Genomic DNA, 25,658 nt, shown 5'->3' with positions numbered 1-25,658 from the left:
CTATGCTGTAGGAAGCACCACTTTTTCAAGCATTTTGATATACTGATGGATACCTGCAGGTATTTCGTGCAAATAGATAAATTCGTCGGCACTATGTGATCGTCCCGAATGGCCAGGCCCCATCTTCAAGGAAGGGCAATCCAGCAAGGCCTGGTCGGAGGTGGTAGGCGAACCGTAGGTATCCCTTCCCATGGCAACCCCGGCTTTTACAATAGGGTGATCCATTGGGATACTCGAAGGACGCAGCCGAATAGATCGGGGAGAAATCTCCGATTCAATATGCGCTTCAATCTCCTCAATAATTTCCTCCAGGGTATATTGGTCAGTAGCCCTTACGTCGATGGTAAAGCTACACTGATCGGGCACCACATTATGCTGCGTGCCAGCCTGAATCATGGTCACCGACATCTTAACGGGTCCTAAGGTGGGCGACACTTTAGGGAACTGATAGCTGGTAAGCCAGTGAATGTCTTTTAAAGCCTTATAAATCGCATTCTCACCTTCGTCACGGGCAGCATGTCCCGACCGGCCCCGGGCCGTACAATCCAGCACCAATAACCCTTTCTCGGCTACAGCCAAATGCATTTCCGTAGGCTCCCCCACGATGGCAAAGGAAATTTCGGGCAATTCGGGAACTACTATTTCTAAACCCTCTTTCCCTGAGATTTCCTCTTCTGCTGTCGCAGCCATAACAATATTATATGCCATCCCTTCCTGGGGATAGAAATGACAGAAGGTGGCAATCAGCGAGACTAAACAGCCCCCTGCATCATTACTACCTAAACCATAAAGCTTTCCATCTGCTATAATGGCTTTGAAGGGATCCAAAGTCCAGGAGGCGTTGGGCTTTACCGTGTCGTGGTGCGAATTGAGCAATATGGTGGGTTTGCCGGCATCGAAATGCTTGTTAAATGCCCATATATTATTTTTCTTCCTACTAAATGGAATATGCTGAGCATTAAAAAATCCCTCTAAAACCTGTGCAGTACCTTCTTCTTCTCTGCTAAAAGACTGGGTTTCAATCAGTGATTTTAATAGATCTAATGCCTTTCCGGAAAGTATATCCACCTTAGCCTGTATGTCGGAATCCAAATTCATAAAATTAATAATTTAGTCGTTGATGAGTAGGTAGTGAGACTACCGAATCTGTCCATTACCTCTTACCACCCATTTTTCAGTCACCAGTTTTTCAAGAGCGAAGGGCCCCCGGGCGTGGAGTTTTTGGGTTGATATTCCTATTTCGGCACCCAGGGCGAACACTCCTCCATCGGTAAAGCGAGTCGAGGCATTGGCATAAACCGCAGCAGCGTCTACCTCATTCAGGAAACGTTCAATGGCAGAAGCATCACTCGAGACGATTGCTTCAGAATGTCTCGAAGAGTGGGTACGGATATGTTCCAAAGCCTGATCCAGGTGCTCCACTACTCTTACCGAGCATTTATAATCCAGAAACTCTCTTCCAAAATCCGCTTCTGTGGCTTTATTCAAATCGTCATATCCAGCTTCTGCCAATATAGCATATGCAGCCTCATCGGCAAACACCTCCACCTTCCATTTTTTGAAGGCTTCCGTTAGCATTGGTAAGAGCATAGGGGCCACCGTCCCATCCACCAATACGGTATCCAACGAATTGCATACTGAGGGGCGGGAAACCTTGGCATTGATAACAATGCGGGCTGCCATTTCCAGATCAGCCGTCTCATCCACATAAGTATGGCATACCCCTGCCCCGGTTTCAATGGTTGGCACGAGGGAATTCTGACGGACATATTTGATCAACCCTTCCGATCCACGGGGGATAATAATATCAACATACTGGGTGGCATTCAGGAGTTCGGTAACAAACTCCCGACCAGTAGGCAGAAGCTGTACTGCCGCTGCAGGAATTCCAAAATTACCCAAAACCTCATGAATCAGCTGGACCAGACAGCTATTGCTATGTTGGGCTTCTTTGCCACCTTTCAGTACACAAGCATTCGCCGAACGAAGGCATAGTGCAGCGACATCCACCGTAACATTAGGGCGCGATTCATAAATCACCCCTACTACGCCCAAGGGTACGGCTATTTTTTTCAGTTCCAGACCTTGCTCTATGGTACGCTCCAGCAAGACTTCTCCCGTAGGGTCGGGCAAAGCGGCTACAGCACGAAGGCTCAAGGCCATATCCTTTACACGTTGGTCATTCAGCAGCAGCCTATCCTTTTTAGGGTCGGCATCATCCATCAAATCCAGGTCCCTTTTGTTTTCGGAGACGATGGTTGAGCTGTTATCCAGGAGGCTCTCAGCAAGGGCTAAGAGCAGATCGGCACGTTGCTGATCGGTGAGCCTTCTCACCGCAATGGCAGCCTGGTGCGTGTCTTTTAGAAGAGGTAAAATAGTTTCCATTTATAATAATACGATATCGTTGGCATGCGCCACTTCAAAATTATTTGTCTTTAGATTCTCTTTTATGGCCTGGGAGGTTTCTCGTGCCCGGGCTACTGCGATCATCTCCTGCCCTGCAGAATAAATTTCTATAATCTCTCCTGCTTCGAAAGCGCCAAATACTTCCAGGACTCCTACAGCCAATAGGCTTTTACGTTTAAGCAAGGCCTTTCCCGCTCCTTCGTCTACCGTCAGATAGCCAGATACCAGCCCCCCACTTCCCAGCCATCGGTTACGTGCCGACAGATTACTCTGACCGGGTTCGAAGAAGGTGCCTGCCTCTCCTTTCAAGCCTTTAAGAATCTCATCGGGCTGGTTCATTCCAAAAATCACCACTTTTATACCCATCCTGGAGGCTAATTTGGCAAAAGTAAGCTTGGACGCCATACCTCCGAGCCCCAGGAAAGACTTGTCAGTTCTGACGAATTTAAATACCTCGTTGACATTCGATACTTTTGGCAGAATCTGGCTAGAACCATCCAGCAGCCCTCCCACGGAGGTACAAAACATGAGCGTTTCGGCACCAAAGCCCACAGCTAATAAGGTAGCAAGTTCATCATTATCCGAAAACTTAAGTTCGCGATCGCTGATCACGTCATTTTCATTTACAATAGGAATGATGTCACTACGCCATAATTCTTCGAAGGTCTGTTTCAGCTGCAAGAACTTCGCCCGATTGGCAAAGTGCTGGCGTTCACAGAGGCTTTGGGCAATATGAATTTTAAATGGGGCAAAAAAAGTGGCATATAGCCCTACCAACAGGGGGTTTCCCACTGAGGCTGCGGCTTTACGCTGGATCATAGTTCCTTTATATCGTTTAATCTGAGCTTTCCCGGCTCCTACGGCACCCGATGAAACGATGATGACGCGATACTGCTTATGCAAACTTGAAACCTGCCGGGCGATCTCGGCAATTACCCGGGTATCGGGCTCTCCCGAGGGCAGGGTAATCGACGCAGTTCCGAACTTAAGGACTAGTATTGGTTTTGACACGTTCAATTTCTATTGTTCAGGTCCTATATTGCCACGAATACCTAACATAGCGACCTGCGGATTCACAAATGATTATATGGCCTTACAAAAGTACCGTTTTATATGAAACCCGCATCCATCCGGGCGGGGCAAATCCAGATTACCCGGTCTAGTCTCCGAAATAAGCTTTAGGATCGAAACTCCGGCGCAGCTTCAAAGCCCGGTTAAGTTTCTTCATATAAGTATCTTTTGAAATTTCTACGGCTCCATAGCGCCGCACGTTCTCATTCATAAACTGGGTATCGAGCAAGGCGAAGTCATTGGCTTTTAGGATGGCGATAAGATAGTGAAAGGCCACCTTGGAGGCATTACTGACGATAGTAAACATCGATTCACCAAAGAAAGCTCCGTTGATGGAAACCCCATAGAGTCCGCCCACGAGCCGGTCGTCCTGCCAGGCTTCTACACTATGAGCATAGCCCAGTTTATGAAGACGAGTATAAATTGCTATAATCTCTTCGGATATCCAGGTTCCCTCCGATGCATCAACCCCTTTCGCTTGGCGAGGTAGGGCGCAACCACGCATTACCGACTCAAACGAGGTGTTTACCCGGATTTCGAATGCTTCCCGGTTCAAAACGGGTCTTAGCGATTTTGCAGGTTTATAAAGTTCAATAGGAATGATGGCTCGGGGATCCGGGGCATACCAATAAATGGTTCCATCCGGATCGGCCATTGGAAATATCCCATTGATATATCCATATAACAGATCGTCTTCGCTGAATTGCTTACTTTCTTCATTCATAACTTGGTGACCACTGCCGGCCGGATACGTCTTAACTGCCGGATAAGGGGAATATTTACGGGTCGCAATTTTTCAATATAAATTGAACCAGAAAAATAATTCATCTGTTCCTTTGTAGTAAATAATATTTGTGCAAGATTTGCATCTTCTTACACGTTAACAAGTACATGAATAACAACGGCATACATACTGTTTTTCATACTACACCTTTCCGATTTAGGTCCTGCCGGACCGTATAATCTTATTTTGCCTATGTGGCAAATGTTTTTCCTCCCAAGCTTTACAATTTAGTTACAGACGTCCCATCGTTTCCGTTCTGGGTATATTTAATTTTGTTCCGATTTTTATCAGAATAATGATCCATGAAAAATACTGAAGTAGTCCCCAAATATATCGTTCAAACAGCCAGTGAAGACCACCTTTCTTTTGCAGAGATTATATGTGCAGAGATGGAAGAGAGTGCAAAAAAGCGAGGTACTGGTATCGCCAAGCGTTCTCCAGTATATATTATGGAGAAAATGGTGGAGGGAAAAGCGATTATTGCCACCACTAATGAGGGTGAATGGGTAGGTTTTTGTTATATAGAAACCTGGGAGCATGGTAAATTTGTAGCCAACTCAGGCCTGATTGTTCATCCCAATTTCCGTAATAGTGGCATGGCCAAAGCCATTAAAGAAAAGGCCTTTGAGCTGTCACGCAAAAAATATCCGAATGCCAAGATTATCGGTATTACTACCAGTCTTCCTGTCATGAAGATCAATTCTGATCTGGGCTACGAACCTGTAACTTTTAGTGAGCTTCCGGCCGATGAATCTTTCTGGAAAGGTTGTGCGAGTTGCGTAAACTACGATGTTCTTACCCGTACGGGTAAGAAGCATTGCCTATGTACCGGAATGATGTACAATCCGGAAGACCATAAAAAAACGACTGTAAAGAAAGAGAGTGACTCTTGGGATTTCTTAAAAGAGTCCAGCCTTTATGAGCGTTGGATGCGCATAAAACGTAGCATATTATTGCGAAGGGAGGAGCGTGCAAAAAAGAAAAATGCCGGGGCTATACTCGTACACTAAGTACTTGATATTTATAAAACAGATTATTTAATCTTAGAATACCTCGCCCGGCCGCTTTTTTAAGCCCTTGCGAGGTATTTTTCGTTACTTTGTATTTTAGAATCGAAACTTTTAACATCATATTTTACCCATAATGTCAAAGCCAAAAGTAGTTCTTGCGTTTAGTGGAGGATTGGATACCTCTTTTTGTGTTAAGTACCTTGCCGAAGATAGAGGCTATGAAATCTATTCCGTGCTGGTGGATACGGGGGGCTTTTCCGATGAAGAACTGAAAACTATTGAAGCCAACGCTTATGCCCTTGGAGTAAAAAAGCACAGTACAATCATCAAAACAGAGTCCTATTATAACGACTGCATCAAGTATCTTATATTTGGCAATGTCCTTAAAAACAATACCTACCCCTTATCAGTAAGTGCTGAACGGATGTTTCAGGCGGTGGCCGTGGCAGAATATGCCAAAGAGATAGGAGCCAATGCCATTGCCCACGGCAGTACAGGTGCCGGAAACGACCAGGTACGCTTTGACATGGCTTTCCGGATCATTATCCCAGAAGCCGAAATCATTACCCCTATTCGCGATCTGAAGCTATCCAGAGAGGCTGAAATCGAATACCTGACCAAAAAGGGCGTAGGACGGGAATGGGCTAAAGCGGCCTACAGCATCAATAAAGGCCTCTGGGGAACTTCAGTAGGGGGTAAGGAAACCCTTACCTCGGACCAATACTTACCCGAAGACGCATGGCCTACTCCCGTTACCAAAACCACTCCCGAAACCTTGCGTATTGACTTCGTAAAGGGAGAACTTACTGGCTTGAATGGCAAGAAGTATGGCTCGGCAGTAGAAGTGATTCAGGCGATAGCCGCAATTGCTCAACCCTTTGGAATCGGTCGGGATATCCACGTGGGTGATACCATCATTGGAATTAAAGGACGGGTAGGGTTCGAAGCGGCCGCCCCCCTGATCATTATCAAGGCTCATCATACCCTTGAAAAACATGTCCTATCCGAACAACAGCTTTACTGGAAAGAACAATTGGCCAACTCTTATGGCACTATGCTTCACAAAGGGCAGTTCGTAGAGCCAGTGATGCGTAATATTGAGACCTTCCTGGCCGACACTCAAGCCCATGTTACGGGTACGGCAATCGTTCACCTGGCTCCTTATCGTTTCCATGTGGAAGGCATAGAGTCACCCTACGATTTGATGTCGGCACAATTTGGCAGCTATGGAGAAATGAATAATGCCTGGACAGGTGACGACGTAAGAGGTTTCTCCAAAGTTGCTTCTAACCAGTCTATGATCTATCAGCAGGTAACTGAGTCCGCTTCTAAAGCATAACTTAGTAACCCATAAAACAAGGAGGGCGGGCGCTCAACACCCGCTCTCATCCCTAAAATTGCCATCGGCGAACGAGGCCGTATAGCAGGAAAAGAACCGATATGAACTCTAAAATTAACATAGGCATCATAGGGGCCGCTGGATATACCGGCGGCGAATTGCTGCGTATCCTTATTCATCACCCCCATGTAGCCATCACTTTTGCCCATAGCAAGAGTCAGGCAGGGAAACCAGTATATGCTACCCACACCGATCTGTTAGGCGATACAGACCTACACTTCTCAGGAGAAAGCACCCAGGAGTTATTGCAGCTGACCAACCTGAATGCCATCTTTCTTTGTTCAGGGCATGGAGAATCTCAAAAATTCCTGGCTCAGCATGACCTTCCTGCTGGCCTGAAGGTAATCGACCTAAGTACCGACTTCCGGGATGAGTCCGGGGAGTTTGTATACGGACTTCCTGAATTGCAACGTGACAGGATAATAGAGGCAGACCGGATAGCCAATCCAGGATGTTTCGCCACCAGTATTGAACTGGCCTTGTTACCCTTGGCTCAGAGTCAGCAGCTTACGTCGGATGTTCATATCAGCGCAATAACCGGAAGTACCGGCGCTGGCCAGGCCCTTAGCCCTACCACGCATTTCTCCTGGCGTAATAATAATATGTCTATCTATAAGGCCTTTACCCACCAGCATCTGAAGGAGATTCGTATGAGCTGGACCCTGCTGCATCCTGGGTTCGATGGTGCCATTCATTTTGTCCCTTATCGTGGAGACTTTACCCGAGGAATCATGGCCAATGTTTATACGCCCTATTCGGGCACATTGGAGGAGGCCAAGGCCATGTACCAACATTATTATGCCCAGCATCCTTTTACCCATGTAAGTGAGGCACCTATAGACCTGAAACAGGTGGTAAATACCAACAAATGCCTTTTGCACCTGGACGTTCATCAGGGACAGCTTTTGGTTACCAGCATTATCGACAACCTCACCAAGGGTGCCTCCGGGCAGGCAGTACAGAATATGAATCTGCTTTTCGGACTTCCCGAAGATGCAGGACTTCGATTGAAAGCCCCGTCGTTTTAACAGCCATATATCTCAAACCAGCGTTAAGTTATGTCACATTTATTTGAAGTCTATCCACTCTACGATATAGAGCCAGTTAAGGCACAGGGAAGCTACCTATGGGACCAAAATGGTATTGAATACCTGGATATGTATGGGGGCCATGCCGTAATTTCGGTCGGTCATTGCCACCCCGATTATGTGGCCCGACTTACTGAGCAACTCTCCAAAATCAGTTTTTATTCCAATTCCGTCCAGATCCCACAACAGGAGGAACTGGCTACTAAGCTTGGGACACTTTCTGGCTACCCCGACTACAAGTTATTTTTATGCAACTCAGGGGCCGAGGCCAACGAAAATGCATTAAAACTTGCCTCTTTCCATACCGGACGTAAAAAAGTAGTTGCGTTTACCAAGGCCTTTCATGGTCGTACGGCCGGAGCTGTTGCAGCTACGGACAACCCCTCCATCGTGGCACCGGTGAACTATAATGAGCACGTAAGTTTCCTCCCCTTCAATGATATCGAAGCCTTACAAGCCGGGATTACCGAAGAGGTAGCCGCCGTAATTGTGGAAGGCATTCAAGGTGTGGGAGGCATACAGGTATGTAGCGACGAATTTTTACAGGCTCTTCGCAAAAGATGCGATGAGACAGGAGCCGCCTTAATTCTCGACAGTGTTCAATGTGGGTATGGAAGAACGGGAAAGTTTTTTTCGCATCAGTTCAGTGGCATCCACCCCGATATGATGACCATGGCCAAAGGAATGGGTAATGGCTTCCCGATAGCGGGTGTGCTGATTGCTCCCCAGTTCAAGGCGAGCTTCGGTCTGCTCGGTACCACTTTCGGGGGCAACCATCTCGCATGTGCGGCGGGCATAGCGGTACTGGACATTATGAAAGACGAACAACTCCTGGACAATGCTACAAAGATAGGAGCGTATTTATTTCATGAAATCGAGGAACTCGGAGGTTATAAGGATCTGCGGGGGCGTGGGCTCATGATTGGTATAGAGTTTGATTTCCCGGTGAAAGAATTGCGTAATAAACTTTTATTCGAACATCATATTTTTACGGGTGTCGCCGGGGCATATACCCTGCGCCTGCTCCCTTCCCTGGCCATCAGCCAGAAGGAGGCAGATCAATTCTTAGAGGCCTACAGGTCTTGCCTGAAAACCTTCCAGCAGTCGGAGCTTAAAGAGGTATAAAAAACCCCCTCACCTGTCTACTACCAACACAATAGGAATGTAGGCAGGTGCTTTTATAAAAAACCGAAACATTGAGCAACTGTAAAGGTCTAAAATTTGTAGTAACTACAGTCAAAACCTTACAGAGCATAATTATACAGGCCTGACCTGCGTTAAACACGAAACATATAAATGAAACATTTTTTATCCTTCGAGGACGTCACCGACCTTAGCCAACTCATTACCAGTGGAATTGTTGCCAAAAGAAATCCTTTTGGAGATCAAGAACTTGGTAAAAATAAAACCATTGGATTGTTGTTTTTCAACTCAAGCTTACGCACGCGTATCAGCACCCAAAAAGCAGCTCAAAACCTGGGTCTTAATGTGATAACGATGAATGTAGGCCAGGATGGCTGGGGATTAGAAATGGAAGAAGGTGTGGTGATGAATGGAGATAAGGCCGAGCATGTTAAAGAGGCGGCCGCCGTTATCGGCAGCTACTGCGACATCATCGGTATCCGATCTTTTGCCTCACTTACCGACCGGGAGAAGGATTATCAGGAAATCGTGTTTCAACAATTTAAAAAATATGCTGGTGTGCCCATAGTAAACCTTGAATCGGCTACAAGGCACCCTCTGCAATCATTGGCAGACTGCATCACCATCGAAGAATTTAAGCTTAAGGAGCGCCCAAAAGTGGTTCTTACCTGGCTTCCTCACTTCAAACCTCTCCCTCAGGCCGTGGCCAATTCTTTCTGCGAATGGATGAACCATGCTGACGTCGAGCTAGTAGTCACCCACCCCAAAGGTTACGATCTTTCTCCAGAGTTCGTGGGTAAAGGTCAGGTTATCTACGATCAGAACAAAGCTTTGGAAGGGGCAGACTTTGTCTATGGCAAAAACTGGTCATCATTTGAGCCTTATGGGCAGGTACTGAACAGCGACCCTAGCTGGATGATTACGGAAGCGAAAATGGCACTAACCGACAACGGAAAATTCATGCACTGTTTACCCCTTCGCCGCAACATGAAGGTTGCCGACGAAGTTCTGGATGGCCCTCGTTCATTGGTAATTGAGCAAGCTGCCAACCGGGAATGGTCGGCGCAGGCGGCTCTGCGCGAAATACTAATCGGTATGAAGTAAGAACAGGATTGCCCTCCACCCCACAATTTATATGTCAACGTTCTAAAAAACAGGGGCTGACTAAGCCCTGCAATATTCATTAACATGCTTGATTCTTTGGAAACTTCTGCAACCAGTAATGTTGAATCCATACGCAAAACCGGTGTACTTATTGTCAACCTGGGAACACCGGACAGCCCCTCGGTTCCGGATGTAAGAAAATATCTCCGTGAATTCCTGATGGATGAGCGGGTGATAGACATACCCTACCTCAATCGCTGGTTATTAATTAACCTGATCATAGCGCCATTCAGAGCGCCTAAATCGGCTAAAGTATATAAAGAGTTATGGCTACCAGAGGGCTCTCCTCTGAAAATTTACGGCTATGCCGTGGAAGAAAAATTACAGAAGGCACTGGGTGAACGTTATGTGGTAAAACTGGCCATGCGCTATCAGAGCCCTAGCATCCCTGCTGCCCTGCAGGAGCTACGTAAAGAATGTTTTACTGATATCATCGTCATCCCTTTCTTCCCGCAGTATGCCTCGGCTTCTACTGGCTCGGTATACAAAATGGTGATGGAGCAGGTGAAAGACTGGGAAGTACTCCCCGAATTACGCTTCGTCAATCGCTTTCTGGACCATCCGAAATTTGTGGAAGGTTTCGTAAATCTGGGTAAGAAGTATATGGCGATGAGGAAATATGATCATTTCGTTTTCAGCTATCATGGCCTGCCCGAACGTCAGATTACCAAGGGTGATGTCACCCATCAGCAATGCCAGTTTGGAAGCTGTTGCGATGTACTCAACCATCGTAATCAGCATTGCTATAGGGCTCAATGTTTCGAGACTACTCGGTTATTGGTAAAAGGGCTGGGACTGAAAGAAGGAGAATACACGACCTGTTTTCAGTCGAGACTGGGCAAAACACCCTGGATAAAGCCCTATACTGATGATGTAATCCCCCAGCTCACGGCGAAAGGTATCAAAAGCGTATTAGCATTTTCACCCAGCTTCGTCGCCGACTGCCTGGAAACCACCATTGAGGTAGGTGACGAGTATAAGGAGCTTTTCGAAGAAAATGGAGGTGAGCACTGGCAACTGGTAGAAAGCCTGAACGATAGCGATATCTGGATTGAAACTCTGGTAGATCTGGTAAAGCATGCCTGATAATAAATTTTAAAATTCATCAACACACTGTAAATCGGCACCATCATGAAAATAACCATTATTTCGACCTCACCCCGCCGTGGAAGCAACTCCTTAAAAGTAGCCAAATATATGGCCCATTGCCTGGCCGATAGTGATCATCAGATACGCATAGCTAATTTTGAGGAGATCGACATCCCCATGGTCGGAAGATCGAGTTTAAAGGCCACGGAACTTACCGAATTTCAGTCGGGTCTCATAGACCTCTGGAAGGAGGCCGAAATGGTGATCTTTGTGATTCCCGAATACAACTGGATCACCAGTGGGGAGCTCATTAACGCCCTGCATCAGCTGGGTCAAAAAGAATTCTCCTATCTTTTCGACAATAAAGTTTTCGCTCTTGCCGGCGTATCCCGAGGCCGTGGCGGCCGACGCCCTTGCACCGAAATAGGAACGATTCTTGGCAAGTTAATCAGCTTTCTAAATCAGCATTCGGTAATCTCTCCCTTAATCCTGGAATCGCACGAGACGCACAACCAGCTCGCGGAGGATGGGACCAGCCTGGGCAACGCTTTTTACGAAAAATCGGCCCAGAAGTTTTTAGACTACTCTTTGACCATTGCCCGGAAATGGCATGGCAAAGAATAACGTCCCAGATCTTTAATTTGAATTTCAGTTTGCCTCTAATCATGATTGGAAATTTCTCATAAGGAGCTAATTGTTGCCCTTTATGAGAAATTCTATATCAGTTATGGATACAGCAAAGCCAATTTTTCGACGGCATAATCTACCTCAGCCTCGGTATTATACTTACTGAATGAAAAGCGAACGTTGGCACGCTGGGAGCCCGGATAAAGCTCGTTGAGCACATGAGAACCCACATCGGTTCCGCTGGCGCAGGCACTTCCTCCCGACACTGCAATTCCATCTATGTCCAAATTGAACAAAAGCATGTCACTGATATCAGATTCGGGCAGGCTTACACTTAATACCGTGTACAAACTTTTGTCTAAGTCGGCCGACAAACCGTTGAAGCTTACTCCATCGATTCGTTGCGCAAGTCGTTCCATCATATATCCTTTCAGGTTTTGAATATGCTTGCGATGTGCGTCCATATCCCGGTAGGCGATCTCTAAAGCCTTAGCCATTCCCACGATCCCATAAACATTTTCGGTCCCACCACGCATATTCCGTTCCTGAGCCCCCCCATGTATAAAAGGATTAAGTTTGGCTTCCGGGCTCATATACAAGAATCCAACTCCCTTAGGGCCGTGGAATTTATGTGCCGACCCCACAATAAAATGGGTTTTTAAGGCTTGCAGATCATGAGGGTAATGCCCCATGGTCTGCACGGTATCGCAGTGAAATATGGCTTGATGGCGAGCACAGATCTCTCCGGCTTCTTCGATATTGAGTAAGTTTCCCAGCTCATTATTTCCATGCATCAGAGATACTAAGGTGCGAGGCTGTCCGGCGAGCAGACGTTCGAGATCTGACAGATCTACCTGGCCCATTTCATCTGTTTTCACGAATTGAAGGGTAATCTGACCGGCCTTGGCCAAAAACTCCAAAGTATGCAACACGGCATGGTGCTCCAGCCTGGAGGTAATCGCTCTGGTCAGTCCAAAGGTTGCTACGCTGGACAAAATCGCCGTATTATCCGCTTCAGTACCTCCCGATGTAAAGAATATTTCAGCGGGAGCAGCGTTAAGAATGGCAGCGATGCTTTTACGTGCACGCTCTAAAACTGAACGTACCTTACGGCCATAGGAATGAATGGATGAAGGGTTACCAAACTGATCCTTCATAATGGGCAACATGGCCTCCAGTACCTCCGGATCGAGGGGTGTGGTGGCGGCATTATCAAAATAGGCGTTCATAGAAAATTATCTATGTTAAAATGAAATCGTTGTAAAACAAAAACAGATGAAACACGGGTGCATCATCTGTCTTTTATAGGTAATCCGATAGCACCAACAGGCTTAACTTCTGGGCTCGGACAGTATTTCTTTGATATCCTGAATTATCTTATTGGCCAGGCTACTAGCGGTAGTATGGGTTTCCGACTCCGAATAGATTCGGATAATAGGTTCGGTATTCGACTTGCGAAGGTGTACCCACTCCCGATCGAACTCTATGCGTACCCCATCGATGGTATTGATGGGCTGCTTGGCATACTTGCTCTGAATCCGTGACAGGATATAATCCACGTTAATGTCTGGAGTAAGTTCGATTTTATTTTTAGAGATATAGTAGCTCGGAAAAGACTTTCGAAGCACCGAAACAGACTTACCAAACTTAGCAAGGGAAGTCAGAAACAAGGCTATACCCACCAGAGCGTCACGACCATAGTGACTTTCAGGATAGATAATTCCACCATTACCTTCTCCACCTATGATGGCATTATTGGCCTTCATGGTATTTACTACATTTACCTCTCCAACAGCTGAAGCAAAATAAGCGCCTCCTGCCTTGAGGGTTACATCTTTCAGTGCTGCTGTAGACGACAGGTTAGAAACCGTGTTACCTACTTTATTTTTCAGCACAAAATCTGCGACTGCTACCAGGGTATATTCTTCTCCGAAAGGAGAACCATCTTCGCACATCAAAGCAAGGCGATCCACATCGGGGTCTACCACGATACCCAGGTTGTAAGAACCATGTTCCAATTCCTGGCTAATTTCCCTTAAATGCTCGGGAAGGGGCTCTGGATTATGCGCAAAATTACCGGTAGGATCACAATTAAGCAGTTTTATCTGATCAGGATTTACCCCTAAAGCTTGCAGCAACATCGGTACAGCGATGCCACCAGTAGAATTGACGGCATCGACGACAATTTTGAAGTTTGCCGCGGCAATGGCCTCTGTGTCCACCAGTTCCAAGGCCAGAACATGTTCAATATGTTTCTGAATATAGGTATCGTCTTGCTGATAGGTCCCCAGCTTTTTTACATCTACAAAGATAAAATCCTCTTCTTCAGCAATTCGGAGAACTTCGGCTCCATCGGCTTCAGAAATAAATTCACCCCGATGATTAAGAAGCTTCAAGGCATTCCACTGAATAGGATTATGGCTGGCGGTAAGGATAATCCCTCCGGCGGCCTGCTCCATTTCTACGGCTAGCTCTACGGTCGGAGTAGTCGAAAGGTTTAAATCTACTACATTCAGACCCACGCCCTGTAGGGTACCAATCACCAATTTACTTACCATCGGGCCTGAAAGGCGGGCATCTCTCCCCAGAATCACCTTTAAATTATCTGGATTCGTGCGACGCAGCCAGGTACCATAGGCAGCTGTAAATTTCACAATATCGATCGGAGTCAAGGCGTCGCCCGTTTTTCCTCCCACAATTCCTCTTATCCCTGAGATAGATTTGATTAACGTCACGGTGCTAATTTTACACTTTAATTTTCCCGACAAAAGTACTAAAATTCCCTCGGTATGGCGTTTTTTTTTATTTAATAGTCAGGATTATTGTGTTATCGGAACTGATATTCAACTCCTAAGCTCGATATCCACCTGGGTCGTCAGGGTTGAACTGCTCTGCCCCTTAAACGTACCCATCACAGGGGCGAGCTGATCGTAGTCGGCCGAAGCCCCCATACAAATATGGTTATTGATTATGGCCTTCCCTTCGGTAGGATCGAACCCTCGCCATCCAGCCCCAGGCAGAAAAACTTCTGCCCAGGCATGGAGCTCATGAGCCTGGAGGGGATTCCCATATAAATAGCCACTCACAAATCGAGCTGCGATCCCCAGACTGCGGCAACAGGCAATATAGAGCCTAGAAAAATCACGACAAGAACCTGCACGTTGATGCAGGGTCTGATCGGGCGGTAAGGCATCGCCAAAAACACGTTGGGAGTAGGCAAAATTTTGATAGATATGCTTGCTGAGATTGACCAGAAAAGGAACGGTTCGCCAGTTGGCCTCCATGGCGATCTTCTGTGCAAAACTGGATACTGCCGGACTAATGTCTATTCGGGACAAATAGGGCGAGAGGTATTTGTAGATCCGGTCTTCATACACAAACATCAAGTTCTTGGTTTCGTAGGGATAGTGTACAAAATCAAAGACATTGAAGGGCTTTGAGGATAGAACCATAGAGGCCTGCACGCTCAGCTGATAGACAGGCTGCTCGGAAAAATAGACCATCTGCTGCACATTACCCTCCGCATCTACATTTCTTACCACCTTATTAGGAAGGGGATCAATTTTCAAGTCGTACTCCAGCAACATCTGGTGCGGATAAGACTTAGGGTATAGATACAAGGTTTGAGGCTCTAAAGTGACCGCATTCGAATAACTATATTGCAGTGTATGCTTAACATATAAATTCATAGGATGTAAAAACCTGAGGATGACAAAGAAGCATACTAAGCAATTATTGATCCATCTGCACTATTTCATCCATTGCACCATCACCTTATCATCCATTTTCTGATGTGCCTCCTCCGTTTCCAGGCCGAAATATAAATCGAAAATTGCCGAATCTATCTCATTATTGGAGATCTGAAAAATATCCAGGAATTTGTGGAGCCCTTGCTTAAAAATGTCTTCGGCTTCGGTAAATTCCAGCTGACTGCGAAGTTTACTAATTTCCCTTTCTGCCATATTAGAATGCCCCCTTTCCGGACTCGAGCCGGCTATAGCATATAGCGACAATTCTGCCTGCCGCACCGAATAGGCAATTGATCGGGGAAATTGCTTATCCAGAATCAGAAATGCTACGATATTCATGGGTGTCAGGGCACTGTGAGTCTGACGGTACATATTATAGGCACTCACAGATTTCAGCACGGCCATCCACAACATCAGATCCAGGGTAGATCCAGAGGTACTCGAATCCTGGTCAAGGGTAAAATATTTAACATCCAAAAAGCGGGAGCACTTATCGGCCCGTTCGATATGACGCCCAAGCCGACCAAAATGCCAGGCTTCATTTCTGGTGATGGAAGAATCTACCACCCCATGAAAAAGATGACAATTCTTGCGAATATCTACGAAATAGGACTGCATATGATCCATGTTCCGGAAATGATCGGGCGAAGTCCCCCTCATTGTAAGATAGAAGGTGTTAATACTTTCCCACATCTCCTTAGAAATCACTTCCCGAATGGTTCTGGCATTTTCCCGGGCTAGATACAGACAGCTGATAATGGAATTGGGATTCCTTTTATCAAAGGTCATAAAATAGATTACATCTTCCTTGGTAGGCTTTTCATAATATTTATAAAATAAATAATGATCGGCTGTAGCGATTAACAAGGGCTCCCACTGCTCATCTATATCGGGAGGTAGGTCGAGGGCAAGGTTAAAATTGACCCCAACGAAACGTGTATAATTCTCTACACGTTCCATATAACGATTCATCCAATAAATAGAATTGGCAACACGACTTAGCATATATTGTAGCGCTATTAAATACGATTAAGAACAAAATTTTAACACTGCCTTACAACCAAAATACATAACATTATTTTGTAATTGCAAGAAATGGCCGATATATTATCCCAGGCCACCCATTTAAAATAACAATTACAAGAGCTTTTAGTACGAAGAATATATGAATAAGTCATCATCTCTACCGGTTCAGGGTCTGCTATGTTCACAAAAGTTTCGGAATCTTACAATTCTTTTTCGTAAAATTGAAACAGAAAGCACCCATAATTTTCATACACTATTTGGTCTACTACTCTTAAACTACATATAGACGTGTCTAAACGAGAAGAATTCATCGCATCCATCCAGAAGTCCTATCAAACCACCAAACCTACTATCCATTTAGGTTCGGGAATCCTGGAGGGAGAAATCATTGCTGATGCCAGGGTAAACTTACCGCTAAAAATGATGAACCGCCATGGCCTGATAGCTGGCGCCACAGGATCGGGAAAAACCCGGACCCTGCAGGTATTTGCCGAGCAGCTCTCCGCGGCAGGTGTACCTGTTTTTATGTCGGATATTAAAGGCGATCTTTCAGGAATTGCTCAGGCAGGCAAAACCAACCCAGCCCTGGAAGAGCGTGCTAAGGCATTAGGCATTGAGTTTACACCGAGAGGCTTCCCGGTAGAACTCTACTCCTTAAGCGGAAAACTCGGTTCGCAAATGAGGGCTACTATTCTAGAATTTGGCCCGATATTACTCTCAAAGATATTCGACCTTAACGATACTCAGTCCGGTGTCCTGTCTATCCTCTTCAAATATGCCGACGATAACGACCTCCCTATGGTCGACCTCAACGATCTTAAAAAGGTATTAAGTTACCTCTCTGACGGGGAAGGTGCCAAAGAAATCAAGGCCGACTACGGATCTATCTCCTCTTCCACGGCGGGCACCATCCTCCGGAAAATTGTAGCCCTGGAACAGCAGGGTGTTAGCTCCATATTTGGAGAGACCTCTTTCGATATAGACGATCTGATCAATAAAGTGGATAGACAGGGAGTGATTAGTCTGCTCAATGTCTCAGACGTGCAGGACAAGCCCGCATTGTTCTCCACTTTTATGTTAAGCCTGCTGGCCGAGCTTTACAGCAAGCTTCCGGAAGCAGGAGACCTGGACAAACCCAAATTGGTGTTCTTCCTTGACGAGGCTCATCTGCTTTTCAAGGATGCACCGAAGGCCTTTCAGGAACAAATAGAGCAGGTGGTCCGTCTGATACGTTCTAAAGGAGTTGGTATTTTCTTCTGTACCCAAATGTCCCAAGACATCCCCGCTTCGGTGCTCTCCCAATTAGGAAACCGGGTACAGCACGTGCTTCGGTCTTTTACACCTCAGGATGCGGACGCCCTGCGCCAGACAGTGAAAACATACCCTCGTTCCGACTATTACACCATCGACCAGGTACTGACCACCCTGGGCATAGGACAGGCACTCGTAACGGTGCTGAACGAAAAGGGAATTCCTACAGAAGTGGCTGCCACCCATTTGGTGCCACCCGCCTCCATTATGGGCCCCATGTCTCAGGCCGACTATGAAAAGCTGATGAATAGCTCTGAGCTTTATCAGAAATACAAAGACCCGATTGACCCGGAAAGTGCCTACGAAATTCTTGCCAAAAGAATGGAAAAAGTAGCCATGCTGGAGGCCCAGCAAGAAGCAGAAAAGATAGAAGCAAAAACGGCTAAGAAAGTCAAAGAAGAACCTAGTGCAATTTCCGAAGCGCTTTCCTCACCTTTGGCAAAACAAATAGGAAGAGAGGTAGTAAGGGGAATCTTTGGTATGCTATTTGGCAAAACAACCTCCACCCGTAGTCGTAAAAAAACCGGGGGACTCTTTGGTTTTTAACAGAGAGCCTGGGGCTGTAAATGCCGCATTCGCAGCCTCAGGCTTATATTCCCTGCATTAAAGTAAGTCGTTTGTAAAAACCGGTTTCATTTTCCAATAGATCGGCATGTGAGCCACGCTCTACAATTTGCCCCTGATTGACTACCAGAATCTCATCGGCATGCTGAATAGTACTCAGTCGGTGCGCAATCACGAGCACTGTACGGTGCTTCATCAATTGGGTGAGTGCATCCTGCACGAGCCGCTCCGATTCGGTGTCCAGCGCCGAAGTGGCTTCGTCCAGAATCAATATAGGAGGATTCCGTAGAATGGCCCGGGCAATGCTGATCCTTTGGCGCTGCCCTCCCGATAATTTCCCTCCCCTATCTCCGATAATGGTTTGATAACCGTCCGGCTGCTCCATTATAAAGGCATGGGCATTGGCTATTTTGGCCGCCTCCACCACCTCCTGCTCAGTAGCTGTTGCTCCGAATAAGATGTTATTATATATACTGTCGTTGAACAGAATAGATTCTTGGGTAACCAGCCCCATCTGTTGCCGAAGGGATCCCTTGCTGATGTCACGCAGGTCATGGCCATCGATCCGGATGTTACCAGCCGTAGGGTCGTAGAATCGCGGGACCATGTCGGCGATAGTCGACTTGCCACCACCCGAAGAGCCCACCAGGGCTATGGTTTTGCCTTTAGGAATCTCAAAAGACAATCTATTGAGTACGGGTGTCCCCGACTCATACTCAAATGTAACCCGATCGAACTCGATGGCATGCTCAAAGCTCTTTATTTCCAAAGCACCTGGCCTCTCTGAAATGACATTTTTGGTATCTACAAGCTCCAGAACCCGCTCGCCGGATGCCAACCCTCTCTGCGTATTGCTAAAGGCGTTTGAAATCTCCTTGGCTGGCCGCATTACCTGAGAAAAAATAGCAATGTAGGTAATAAATTCTGAGGCGGCGAAGTCCGACTGATCGGTTAATACCAGCGTGCCTCCATACAACAAAATAATGGCCACCACGGTTACCCCCATAAACTCCGAAAACGGGGAGGACATCTCCCTTTTATAGGCCATAGACCGAATGGATCTTTTGTAAGCCAGGTTCTCAATGCTAAACTTATTTTTAATAAAACCCTCCGCATTAAATCCTTTAACCACCCGCATTCCTCCAAAAGCTTCATCCATCAGGCTTATTAGTCCACTCAGTCGGTTTTGTCCGTCGCGCGCATCTTTTCGCATCTGCTTCACCATCACGGCTATAAAAGTGCCGGTAATAGGAATGATAATGAAGGCAAACAGTGTCAGTTGAACCGATATACTAAATAGGGCAATTAAATAAATGATAAGCGTAAATACCTCTTTAAAGGCAGCCGAGAAGGTATTGGCTATGGAATTCTCCACTTCCTGTACATCGGTAACTACCCTGGAGATCAGATTACCTTTCCTTTGGCTGGAAAAGAAACCCAGATGCAAATCCACTGCATTGTCGAAGACAGCCTGTCTTAGCTTTGACACCATATTGACCTTAAAATTTTCCAGAAAACGAGCCGAGAGATAACGGAAGATATTAGAAAAAAATACCGCACCCACGATCAGAATGCATACGAATTGCAAAGCCCCTATCCTCCCATTTTCCTGCAGATAGCGTTGAAAGTGATAATCAAACAACCTTTTCGGTAGATCTAAGGACCAACTAAACTCCGGGTGCTGCAAAATGACGGTGGCCTGATCGGCCGCTACCTGGTTAAAAAGTATATCCAATAAGGGAATCAAAAGGGTAAAATATACGATACCCAAAGAGGATGCCAATAATGAACTTATAAAAAAGGGAGCAATAAAATTCCGTAAGGGTCGTGCATACGAAAGCAAACGCCAATATGTTTTCATGGCGCAAAGGTAAGTAAAATCAGGATTCGTCGGTGATCTCGTACACAGTCCTCGAATTACCTGCTTTTATGTCTCCTTTAGTTATTAAGTTCTATACTTATTTGCTTACCCTGGGCTGGAAGTTCAAAGGAACAGTCCTTAAATTGGGGTGCCGAAAAACGGGGCTTGAAATTATTACTAAAACCATAGGGTTCCTTTGGAATTCCTACTAAATTTTTGTCGAGCTCTTCATTATTATTCACATCATGAAAAATGGCTATGGCATAAGTACCTTCCGGTAGATTAAATTCCAATATTTTATTTTTCATACTATTAACAGGAACAATTTTATGCATGTCGGGATTATCACCTCCAAACTTCTCTCCAGGTCGATAGATGGCAATCCAAAGTTTGCCCTGGGCCTTGCGAATAGAAGAAATCTCTACCTTAAGGGTGGAATCCTGTGCAGAATAAGGCTGCCAGAGTAAGCAAATGCTCATTAAAGTAAAAAGAAAATTCATGCACATGAATTATAGTTCAGCAGGTACTGGATGAGGCTATTGTTGCTCCCAAGCTAATACACATCGCTCATTTTTCAAATCTTCAGTATGACCTACCAGGTTCAACCGGCCCTTTTGCAGGGCAAATTCTTGTCTATAACGATCTTTTAGTTCCTTTCTTTTAATGGCTTCCATATATCTCCTTCCATCCTCCTCCGTCTCCAGCAGTAATGGAGGTACCATGGTGGGCATGTCGTCTTCTCCTTTGGCTACCATCGTAACATAGGAGGTGTTGGTATGCCTTTGTACCCCGTTACGCACATCCTCCGCAACCACCCTTATACCAATGATCATAGAGCTTCTTCCTACATAATTTACGGAAGCATGCAAGGACACCAAATCTCCTACTTCTACAGGCTGAAGAAAGTCGACCGTGTCTACCGACACTGTAACACAGTAATTACCAGCATGGCGGGAGGCACAGGAATAAGCAACCTTATCTATTAATGATAAAAGGATTCCTCCATGAATTTTTCCCCCAAAATTGGCATAGGAAGGGATCATTAACTCAGTAAGCGTGGCCTGAGAGTAGCGTACGGAACGTGCCTGCATCGTAATTATGTAATTTATTCAGGTGTAAAAGTAAAATTTTATAAAAGCTTGTCAGAGCCTATCCTCATTAAGAGAGCTTGTCGATAATATCCTTAATTACCTCTTGTAAATAAGCCCCATTATAGGGGCCATACCAGCTCATGGTTTTTGTTTCGTACAAATCTAGGTTGAAATACTTATCATGGGTGATATAGCCGATATAGCCTCCATTGAAACTGGTTACGATTAGATTGAGACCTTTAGTTTTGGCATATGCGTCCAAGCCTGCAACCAACTCTCCGGAAAAATCGCAGGGCATACCTACCATCAATATATTTCCAATGCGGAGGGCCTTTACAAATATAGGAAAATCTCCGAATGCTTTCTTAAAGGCCCAGGGACGAAGTACTAATCCCATCGTAAGACGTGGAGAAGGTTCGCGCATAGGTAAAGGCAGGGTAAGCGATTTGATAGGCACGAGATCGTAGGATGCGGTAAGCGTGTCGGCTGCCAGTATCGCACTTTGCACTCCATAGGCCTGATTTTTCATCTCTTCGTCATCATTTGCGCCCATTTCTATCGGCCCCATGCTCCCTACGGCTCCAGCCATATACATGGCAAAATCATAATGTCCGTTTTCCAATGAGTCTACTAATACGCCGGGATAGTCGCGAGAAAGCACCATATTCTTGGACTGCAGTATGGTAGAATGCGCCGCATAGCTACTCAATATCGCCCGGCGACCATCCGCTCGCGTCACTATGACTGAGCGGATTTCAGGGTCCACCTCTCCTTTCTCACCTACCAGTCGATTGCGGATATCCGTTGTATCAATGGCCTCCGAATATCGAATCTGCGAAGGCGATAGATCCGATTGCGCCAGCTCAATGGAACGAATAATCGCTTCGGACAAGCGATCGACTATGGCTTGGTCGAACTTCCCGGAAAAGAAAAGGCCGGAAATCCCCGTCCCCCACCCGCCGACACTATTATGTGTATGTGTAGCACCGAAAAATATCTGCTCAAAACCCAGGGTCTTCCCTTTTAACTTTTCTTTCACAGCTTCTGAAACCGTCGGAGGAATCAGCAATAAGTCTCCCGTTACCAAGGCGACCCGGGTACTGCCATTATCGATGACCATAGTACGGATGAATACAGAATCGTGCACAGCAATAAATGGCTTGCCCCGCCGATTTCCATATCCGGCCATAGACATAGGTACATCTGGTGTGATGTTGACCTTAGCCCATCCCATGCGCAAATCTCCAGGCTTTTGAGTACTATCGGGCTCCACCCTTTCAATGCTAGCCTTCCAGTCTGCATAGTAGGGCATATTCTTATATGGAGTCTTATCCATGGTTGTAACCATGGTGGCTATAGCCAAAAGAATAATAATTATAAGTACTCCTATCGCCGACAGGAAAAATTTTAAGACTTTCATGAGGAGAATGTATGATCAAAAGAACGTGTAAAGATAATCAAACCCCAACAAAACGTTCGCCGTTATTCCTTAAATGCGAAGATCCTACCGCATTCTTCTACCTAAGGCTTCCACTTTTTTCAGCCATGCCTCCCTTTTACTTTCCTGAGCAGATTTAACCGGGCCAATACTGGTGGTATGTACAGGCGAAATCCCACAAAATTCTAGAGTCATTTTTTTCATGGCATGATATGTAGGACGTCCGTTGATCAACCAATAATACCATTGAGGTTGGTCGAGGGTGGATATGATATGGCCGGTGCGGCCTTTAAGTAACTTATCCCACCATACAGAATTTTCTCGGTATTGAAAAGCGAATCCGGGTAGCATCACCCGGTCCAGAAAGCCCTTCAATAGAGCCGGCACACTCCCCCACCATACCGGATATATCCATACCAGATGCTCTGCCCACCGGATAGACTCCTGAGCGCCAAGCAAGTCGGACTCTAAATCGGTACGCTGGCGATAACCCTTAGACAGATTTAGCTGGAACCTTAGGTTGGAAAGATGCAGCATCCTTACCTCCGCCCCAGCCTGCTCCGCCCCTGTGAAATATGCGTCGGCCAAAGCCTTACCAAAACTTTGGTCGTCGGGATGGCCATTGATAACGAGAATTCTTTTCATAAAAATATACGTAGTTTAAATAATTAACACTGTTTAGCAATTGGTTAAAAAATAACCTGCTTCCGCAGGTAGCCCATGACTTACTTTATTTAAAATAACTTTCCAACAGGCTATGATGACGAACCAGCGCCTGGTCCGATTTTCCCCAGATGCGTATCATGAAAGCTTGTGCTATATTTAAGCCCATAACCCAGGATCCGATCGAAACTGGAATGAGCAAGAAGGATTACTCCGGCCAGTGCCAATAGGGGCGCCCCATAAGCGAAGCCCCACAGCCCTACTATTACCGCAATGCCTTTATGATGGAAGAGATTATAGAAAAGAGCACCTACCTTGCTACCCGACAGGTAACCCAACATGCTCAAATCAGGGAGGAATAGTAAGGCGGGAAAATAGTACCAGGGAAATTCCAAACGGGAAAAAATATAAAGACTTAGCAAAAAAACGGCGAATTCTTCCAATTTCAGTAAATTTTTCATGGAGCAATCAGCTTTTATGATTTAAGAGAGCAACAAATACACGGTACGATTCAGCAAGTCTATCCACGTTCCGATCATCGCTGAAGATCACCAAACGTCCTTTCAAATGCAGGCTTACCAATCCATGAATATAACTCCAGATTGTCAGACCCAGGGCCTCTGCATCGGTACCTTCCGAAAAATATCCCATTTCCAGGCATTCTTTGATGATCAAAGTCAGATAGTCAAAGGATTGCATCCCATTGATCCAGTTATCCTCCTGGCATTCCAAGGCCTCCATGGGAGCTTCCATGATAAACATCAGATCGTAAAGTGCCGGATTATTGAGGGCAAACTGTATATAAAGCGCACCCATCCGTTCCAGTCGTTCCAGAGGGTCCCTAATTTCAGACAACTCCGTGAAAGCTACATTCATCTGACTGAATGCATAGACCTGTATGGCCAGCATCAGTTCTTTTTTGTCTTTATAATACAAATAAATAGTAGCCGGACTGTATTCAATACGATCGGCAATACTCCTGATACTGGTCTTCTCGTAACCATTTTCTAAGAATAATGCTTGCGCGGCTTCCAGTATCAGGGCCCGCATCTCCTCCCTTTCCCTTTCTTTTCTCTCAGATATACCCATATTGCTTGTTGGTAAACGAAGCAAATATACTAAACAGTGTTTATTTTAATAACAATTATCCATAAAAATATTCTTAGCGCCAGGGTCGTGATATTATTATTCTATGAAATCAAGGGCATACTTCCATGGATATCAATAAAATACTTACTTCTGGCACAGGTTTTTATACATTTACACACTAAATACTTAACGCTACAGAAAAAATGAAAATGAAGGGAAAGAGTGTATTCGTTTATGATGTGAATACACCCACAACGATTACCACCATGCTTCGTCCCCGACGTCAGGAGGGACAGTCCATCGTCCGTGAGGGATTTACTTTGGAGCCTTCGGTTCCATTTTCAGAATACATCGATATATATGGCAATCTCTGTCAGCGTAGCATTATGCCAGTAGGCCAGGTAACGATAACCACAGAGGTAGAAGCTCAGGTGGTACCTACCAAAGCCATTCCGGAGCAAGAGCCGGCGTTCGTTCCGGTGGGCGACCTCCCCGACGACACGATGCATTTTATATTACCGAGCCGGTATTGCCAGTCAGACCTACACGATGTACATCAACTCGCCCTTCAGATTACGCAGAATCTCAGCCCTGGTTATCAGCAAGTAGAAGCGATTCGAACATGGATTCATCAGAATATCAAATATCAGTATGGCTTTTCAGATTCCAGCACTACGGCCTTCGACGTATTACATAGCCGCATAGGGGTCTGTCGCGATTTTACTCATCTTGCCATAGCACTTTGCCGCAATTTATGTATCCCCGCCCGAATGACTGTGGGGTATTTGGACGAACTGAAAGAAATGGACCTTCATGCTTGGTTCGAGGTATATTTAGGAGAGGACTGGTATACATTTGACGCAGTGCAAGAAAAGACCTCAGGATATAGAATAGAAATTGCTCACGGGCGTGATGCAGCCGACGTAGCCATGGTGACCCAATATGGCAATAGTGTACTCCGATCGTTAAACGTAAGTGTGGAGGTGGAAGAGGAACCTCAGGCGATTGTTTAATGAGGCGACTTCCCAGTAAGAAAAGTGGAAGGTCTGCTGCAGACAGATCAATACAGAAAGGCCTGCCTGCTG

General features: G+C 45.8%; 24 protein-coding genes. 9 read left to right on the top strand and 15 right to left on the bottom strand.

The genetic code is table 11. From position 1 onward, the window contains the following. The 4 genes from X939_RS0110095 to aat all read right to left on the bottom strand — a co-directional run bounded on the left by X939_RS0110095 (window position 1) and on the right by aat (window position 4,201). Entirely contained in the window at window positions 1-1,098 is a 1,098-nt protein-coding gene (locus tag X939_RS0110095) for a M20 family metallo-hydrolase (protein ID WP_025763143.1), read from the bottom strand. A 39-nt stretch (window positions 1,099-1,137) separates the two neighbouring features. Continuing rightward, the gene (locus tag X939_RS0110090) at window positions 1,138-2,385 is read right to left on the bottom strand and encodes a glutamate-5-semialdehyde dehydrogenase (RefSeq protein ID WP_025763142.1); all 1,248 of its coding nucleotides are present in this window, start codon (window positions 2,383-2,385) and stop codon (window positions 1,138-1,140) included. Then, a complete protein-coding gene (gene proB / locus X939_RS0110085) occupies window positions 2,386-3,417 on the bottom strand; it encodes a glutamate 5-kinase (protein WP_025763141.1) in 1,032 nt (343 codons plus the stop codon). A 148-nt stretch (window positions 3,418-3,565) separates the two neighbouring features. Then, window positions 3,566-4,201, bottom strand: a complete 636-nt coding sequence (gene aat, locus X939_RS0110080) for a leucyl/phenylalanyl-tRNA--protein transferase (protein ID WP_025763139.1) — start codon at window positions 4,199-4,201, stop codon at window positions 3,566-3,568. A gap of 362 nt (window positions 4,202-4,563) precedes the next feature. On the opposite strand from aat, the gene X939_RS0110075 reads away from it, so the two are divergent. The 7 genes from X939_RS0110075 to X939_RS0110045 all read left to right on the top strand — a co-directional run bounded on the left by X939_RS0110075 (window position 4,564) and on the right by X939_RS0110045 (window position 11,778). Further along, on the top strand, window positions 4,564-5,271 hold the full coding sequence (locus X939_RS0110075) for a GNAT family N-acetyltransferase (protein ID WP_025763138.1): 708 nt from the start codon (window positions 4,564-4,566) through the stop codon (window positions 5,269-5,271). Window positions 5,272-5,404: 133 nt separating this feature from the next. Further along, on the top strand, window positions 5,405-6,610 hold the full coding sequence (gene argG, locus X939_RS0110070; protein WP_025763137.1) for an argininosuccinate synthase: 1,206 nt from the start codon (window positions 5,405-5,407) through the stop codon (window positions 6,608-6,610). Between the two features lie 101 nt (window positions 6,611-6,711). Further along, on the top strand, window positions 6,712-7,698 hold the full coding sequence (argC, locus tag X939_RS0110065; RefSeq protein ID WP_025763136.1) for an N-acetyl-gamma-glutamyl-phosphate reductase: 987 nt from the start codon (window positions 6,712-6,714) through the stop codon (window positions 7,696-7,698). 30 nt (window positions 7,699-7,728) lie between these two features. Further along, entirely contained in the window at window positions 7,729-8,883 is a 1,155-nt protein-coding gene (locus X939_RS0110060; protein ID WP_025763135.1) for an aspartate aminotransferase family protein, read from the top strand. 171 nt (window positions 8,884-9,054) lie between these two features. Next, a complete protein-coding gene (locus X939_RS0110055; RefSeq protein ID WP_025763134.1) occupies window positions 9,055-10,005 on the top strand; it encodes an N-acetylornithine carbamoyltransferase in 951 nt (316 codons plus the stop codon). 84 nt (window positions 10,006-10,089) lie between these two features. Beyond that, window positions 10,090-11,151, top strand: a complete 1,062-nt coding sequence (gene hemH, locus X939_RS0110050; RefSeq protein WP_025763133.1) for a ferrochelatase — start codon at window positions 10,090-10,092, stop codon at window positions 11,149-11,151. A gap of 45 nt (window positions 11,152-11,196) precedes the next feature. Continuing rightward, window positions 11,197-11,778, top strand: coding sequence for an NADPH-dependent FMN reductase (locus X939_RS0110045; protein WP_025763132.1), 582 nt, complete (start codon window positions 11,197-11,199; stop codon window positions 11,776-11,778). 101 nt (window positions 11,779-11,879) lie between these two features. Here the strand turns inward: X939_RS0110045 and X939_RS0110040 are convergent, their stop codons facing one another. The 4 genes from X939_RS0110040 to X939_RS0110025 form a co-directional block, all read right to left on the bottom strand. After that, complete coding sequence (locus tag X939_RS0110040; RefSeq protein ID WP_025763131.1) at window positions 11,880-13,010, bottom strand: cysteine desulfurase family protein; 1,131 nt, start codon at window positions 13,008-13,010, stop codon at window positions 11,880-11,882. A gap of 102 nt (window positions 13,011-13,112) precedes the next feature. After that, window positions 13,113-14,516, bottom strand: a complete 1,404-nt coding sequence (glmM, locus tag X939_RS0110035) for a phosphoglucosamine mutase (protein ID WP_025763130.1) — start codon at window positions 14,514-14,516, stop codon at window positions 13,113-13,115. Between the two features lie 108 nt (window positions 14,517-14,624). Continuing rightward, window positions 14,625-15,470 (bottom strand): transglutaminase family protein, encoded by an 846-nt coding sequence (locus X939_RS0110030; RefSeq protein ID WP_025763129.1) that lies wholly within the window; start codon window positions 15,468-15,470, stop codon window positions 14,625-14,627. A 60-nt stretch (window positions 15,471-15,530) separates the two neighbouring features. Beyond that, entirely contained in the window at window positions 15,531-16,535 is a 1,005-nt protein-coding gene (locus tag X939_RS0110025) for an alpha-E domain-containing protein (RefSeq protein WP_025763128.1), read from the bottom strand. Between the two features lie 309 nt (window positions 16,536-16,844). Here X939_RS0110025 and X939_RS0110020 point away from each other — a divergent pair, with 309 nt between their 5' ends. Beyond that, window positions 16,845-18,413, top strand: coding sequence for a helicase HerA-like domain-containing protein (locus X939_RS0110020; RefSeq protein ID WP_025763127.1), 1,569 nt, complete (start codon window positions 16,845-16,847; stop codon window positions 18,411-18,413). Between the two features lie 43 nt (window positions 18,414-18,456). Here the strand turns inward: X939_RS0110020 and X939_RS0110015 are convergent, their stop codons facing one another. From X939_RS0110015 to X939_RS0109985, 7 genes are all read right to left on the bottom strand, one after another. Further along, complete coding sequence (locus tag X939_RS0110015; RefSeq protein ID WP_025763126.1) at window positions 18,457-20,292, bottom strand: ABC transporter ATP-binding protein; 1,836 nt, start codon at window positions 20,290-20,292, stop codon at window positions 18,457-18,459. A gap of 77 nt (window positions 20,293-20,369) precedes the next feature. Then, window positions 20,370-20,792, bottom strand: coding sequence for a DUF2141 domain-containing protein (locus X939_RS0110010; RefSeq protein WP_044198898.1), 423 nt, complete (start codon window positions 20,790-20,792; stop codon window positions 20,370-20,372). Between the two features lie 36 nt (window positions 20,793-20,828). Beyond that, the gene (locus X939_RS0110005; RefSeq protein WP_025763124.1) at window positions 20,829-21,383 is read right to left on the bottom strand and encodes an acyl-CoA thioesterase; all 555 of its coding nucleotides are present in this window, start codon (window positions 21,381-21,383) and stop codon (window positions 20,829-20,831) included. 67 nt (window positions 21,384-21,450) lie between these two features. Then, a complete protein-coding gene (locus X939_RS0110000; RefSeq protein WP_025763123.1) occupies window positions 21,451-22,803 on the bottom strand; it encodes a neutral/alkaline non-lysosomal ceramidase N-terminal domain-containing protein in 1,353 nt (450 codons plus the stop codon). Window positions 22,804-22,887: 84 nt separating this feature from the next. After that, window positions 22,888-23,466: an NAD(P)H-dependent oxidoreductase gene (locus tag X939_RS0109995; RefSeq protein ID WP_025763122.1), complete on the bottom strand. Its 579-nt coding sequence runs from the start codon at window positions 23,464-23,466 to the stop codon at window positions 22,888-22,890. Window positions 23,467-23,576: 110 nt separating this feature from the next. Beyond that, window positions 23,577-23,945 (bottom strand): DUF4260 domain-containing protein, encoded by a 369-nt coding sequence (locus X939_RS0109990; RefSeq protein ID WP_025763120.1) that lies wholly within the window; start codon window positions 23,943-23,945, stop codon window positions 23,577-23,579. A 7-nt stretch (window positions 23,946-23,952) separates the two neighbouring features. Beyond that, complete coding sequence (locus X939_RS0109985; protein ID WP_025763119.1) at window positions 23,953-24,573, bottom strand: TetR/AcrR family transcriptional regulator; 621 nt, start codon at window positions 24,571-24,573, stop codon at window positions 23,953-23,955. A gap of 203 nt (window positions 24,574-24,776) precedes the next feature. Between X939_RS0109985 and X939_RS0109980 the strand changes: the two genes are divergently transcribed. Next, window positions 24,777-25,586: a transglutaminase-like domain-containing protein gene (locus tag X939_RS0109980; RefSeq protein ID WP_025763118.1), complete on the top strand. Its 810-nt coding sequence runs from the start codon at window positions 24,777-24,779 to the stop codon at window positions 25,584-25,586. The last annotated feature ends 72 nt before the right edge of the window (window positions 25,587-25,658 follow it).

Source organism: Dyadobacter tibetensis Y620-1, assembly GCF_000566685.1.
Classification (GTDB): Bacteria; Bacteroidota; Bacteroidia; order Cytophagales; family Spirosomataceae; genus Dyadobacter; species Dyadobacter tibetensis.
The sequence above is the reverse complement of the archived record's forward strand: the minus strand, read 5'-3'. Positions and strand labels throughout refer to the sequence as shown.

Bases quoted from the DNA above. Each gene is read 5' to 3' on its own strand.
- X939_RS0110095 (WP_025763143.1), bottom strand. From the start codon at position 1,098: ATGAATTTGGATTCCGACATACAGGCTAAGGTGGATATACTTTCCGGA.
- X939_RS0110090 (WP_025763142.1), bottom strand. From the start codon at position 2,385: ATGGAAACTATTTTACCTCTTCTAAAAGACACGCACCAGGCTGCCATT.
- aat (WP_025763139.1), bottom strand. From the start codon at position 4,201: ATGAATGAAGAAAGTAAGCAATTCAGCGAAGACGATCTGTTATATGGA.
- X939_RS0110075 (WP_025763138.1), top strand. From the start codon at position 4,564: ATGAAAAATACTGAAGTAGTCCCCAAATATATCGTTCAAACAGCCAGT.
- argG (WP_025763137.1), top strand. From the start codon at position 5,405: ATGTCAAAGCCAAAAGTAGTTCTTGCGTTTAGTGGAGGATTGGATACC.
- argC (WP_025763136.1), top strand. From the start codon at position 6,712: ATGAACTCTAAAATTAACATAGGCATCATAGGGGCCGCTGGATATACC.
- X939_RS0110060 (WP_025763135.1), top strand. From the start codon at position 7,729: ATGTCACATTTATTTGAAGTCTATCCACTCTACGATATAGAGCCAGTT.
- X939_RS0110055 (WP_025763134.1), top strand. From the start codon at position 9,055: ATGAAACATTTTTTATCCTTCGAGGACGTCACCGACCTTAGCCAACTC.
- hemH (WP_025763133.1), top strand. From the start codon at position 10,090: ATGCTTGATTCTTTGGAAACTTCTGCAACCAGTAATGTTGAATCCATA.
- X939_RS0110045 (WP_025763132.1), top strand. From the start codon at position 11,197: ATGAAAATAACCATTATTTCGACCTCACCCCGCCGTGGAAGCAACTCC.
- X939_RS0110040 (WP_025763131.1), bottom strand. From the start codon at position 13,010: ATGAACGCCTATTTTGATAATGCCGCCACCACACCCCTCGATCCGGAG.
- X939_RS0110030 (WP_025763129.1), bottom strand. From the start codon at position 15,470: ATGAATTTATATGTTAAGCATACACTGCAATATAGTTATTCGAATGCG.
- X939_RS0110025 (WP_025763128.1), bottom strand. From the start codon at position 16,535: ATGCTAAGTCGTGTTGCCAATTCTATTTATTGGATGAATCGTTATATG.
- X939_RS0110015 (WP_025763126.1), bottom strand. From the start codon at position 20,292: ATGAAAACATATTGGCGTTTGCTTTCGTATGCACGACCCTTACGGAAT.
- X939_RS0110010 (WP_044198898.1), bottom strand. From the start codon at position 20,792: ATGAATTTTCTTTTTACTTTAATGAGCATTTGCTTACTCTGGCAGCCT.
- X939_RS0110005 (WP_025763124.1), bottom strand. From the start codon at position 21,383: ATGCAGGCACGTTCCGTACGCTACTCTCAGGCCACGCTTACTGAGTTA.
- X939_RS0110000 (WP_025763123.1), bottom strand. From the start codon at position 22,803: ATGAAAGTCTTAAAATTTTTCCTGTCGGCGATAGGAGTACTTATAATT.
- X939_RS0109995 (WP_025763122.1), bottom strand. From the start codon at position 23,466: ATGAAAAGAATTCTCGTTATCAATGGCCATCCCGACGACCAAAGTTTT.
- X939_RS0109990 (WP_025763120.1), bottom strand. From the start codon at position 23,945: ATGAAAAATTTACTGAAATTGGAAGAATTCGCCGTTTTTTTGCTAAGT.
- X939_RS0109985 (WP_025763119.1), bottom strand. From the start codon at position 24,573: ATGGGTATATCTGAGAGAAAAGAAAGGGAAAGGGAGGAGATGCGGGCC.
- X939_RS0109980 (WP_025763118.1), top strand. From the start codon at position 24,777: ATGAAAATGAAGGGAAAGAGTGTATTCGTTTATGATGTGAATACACCC.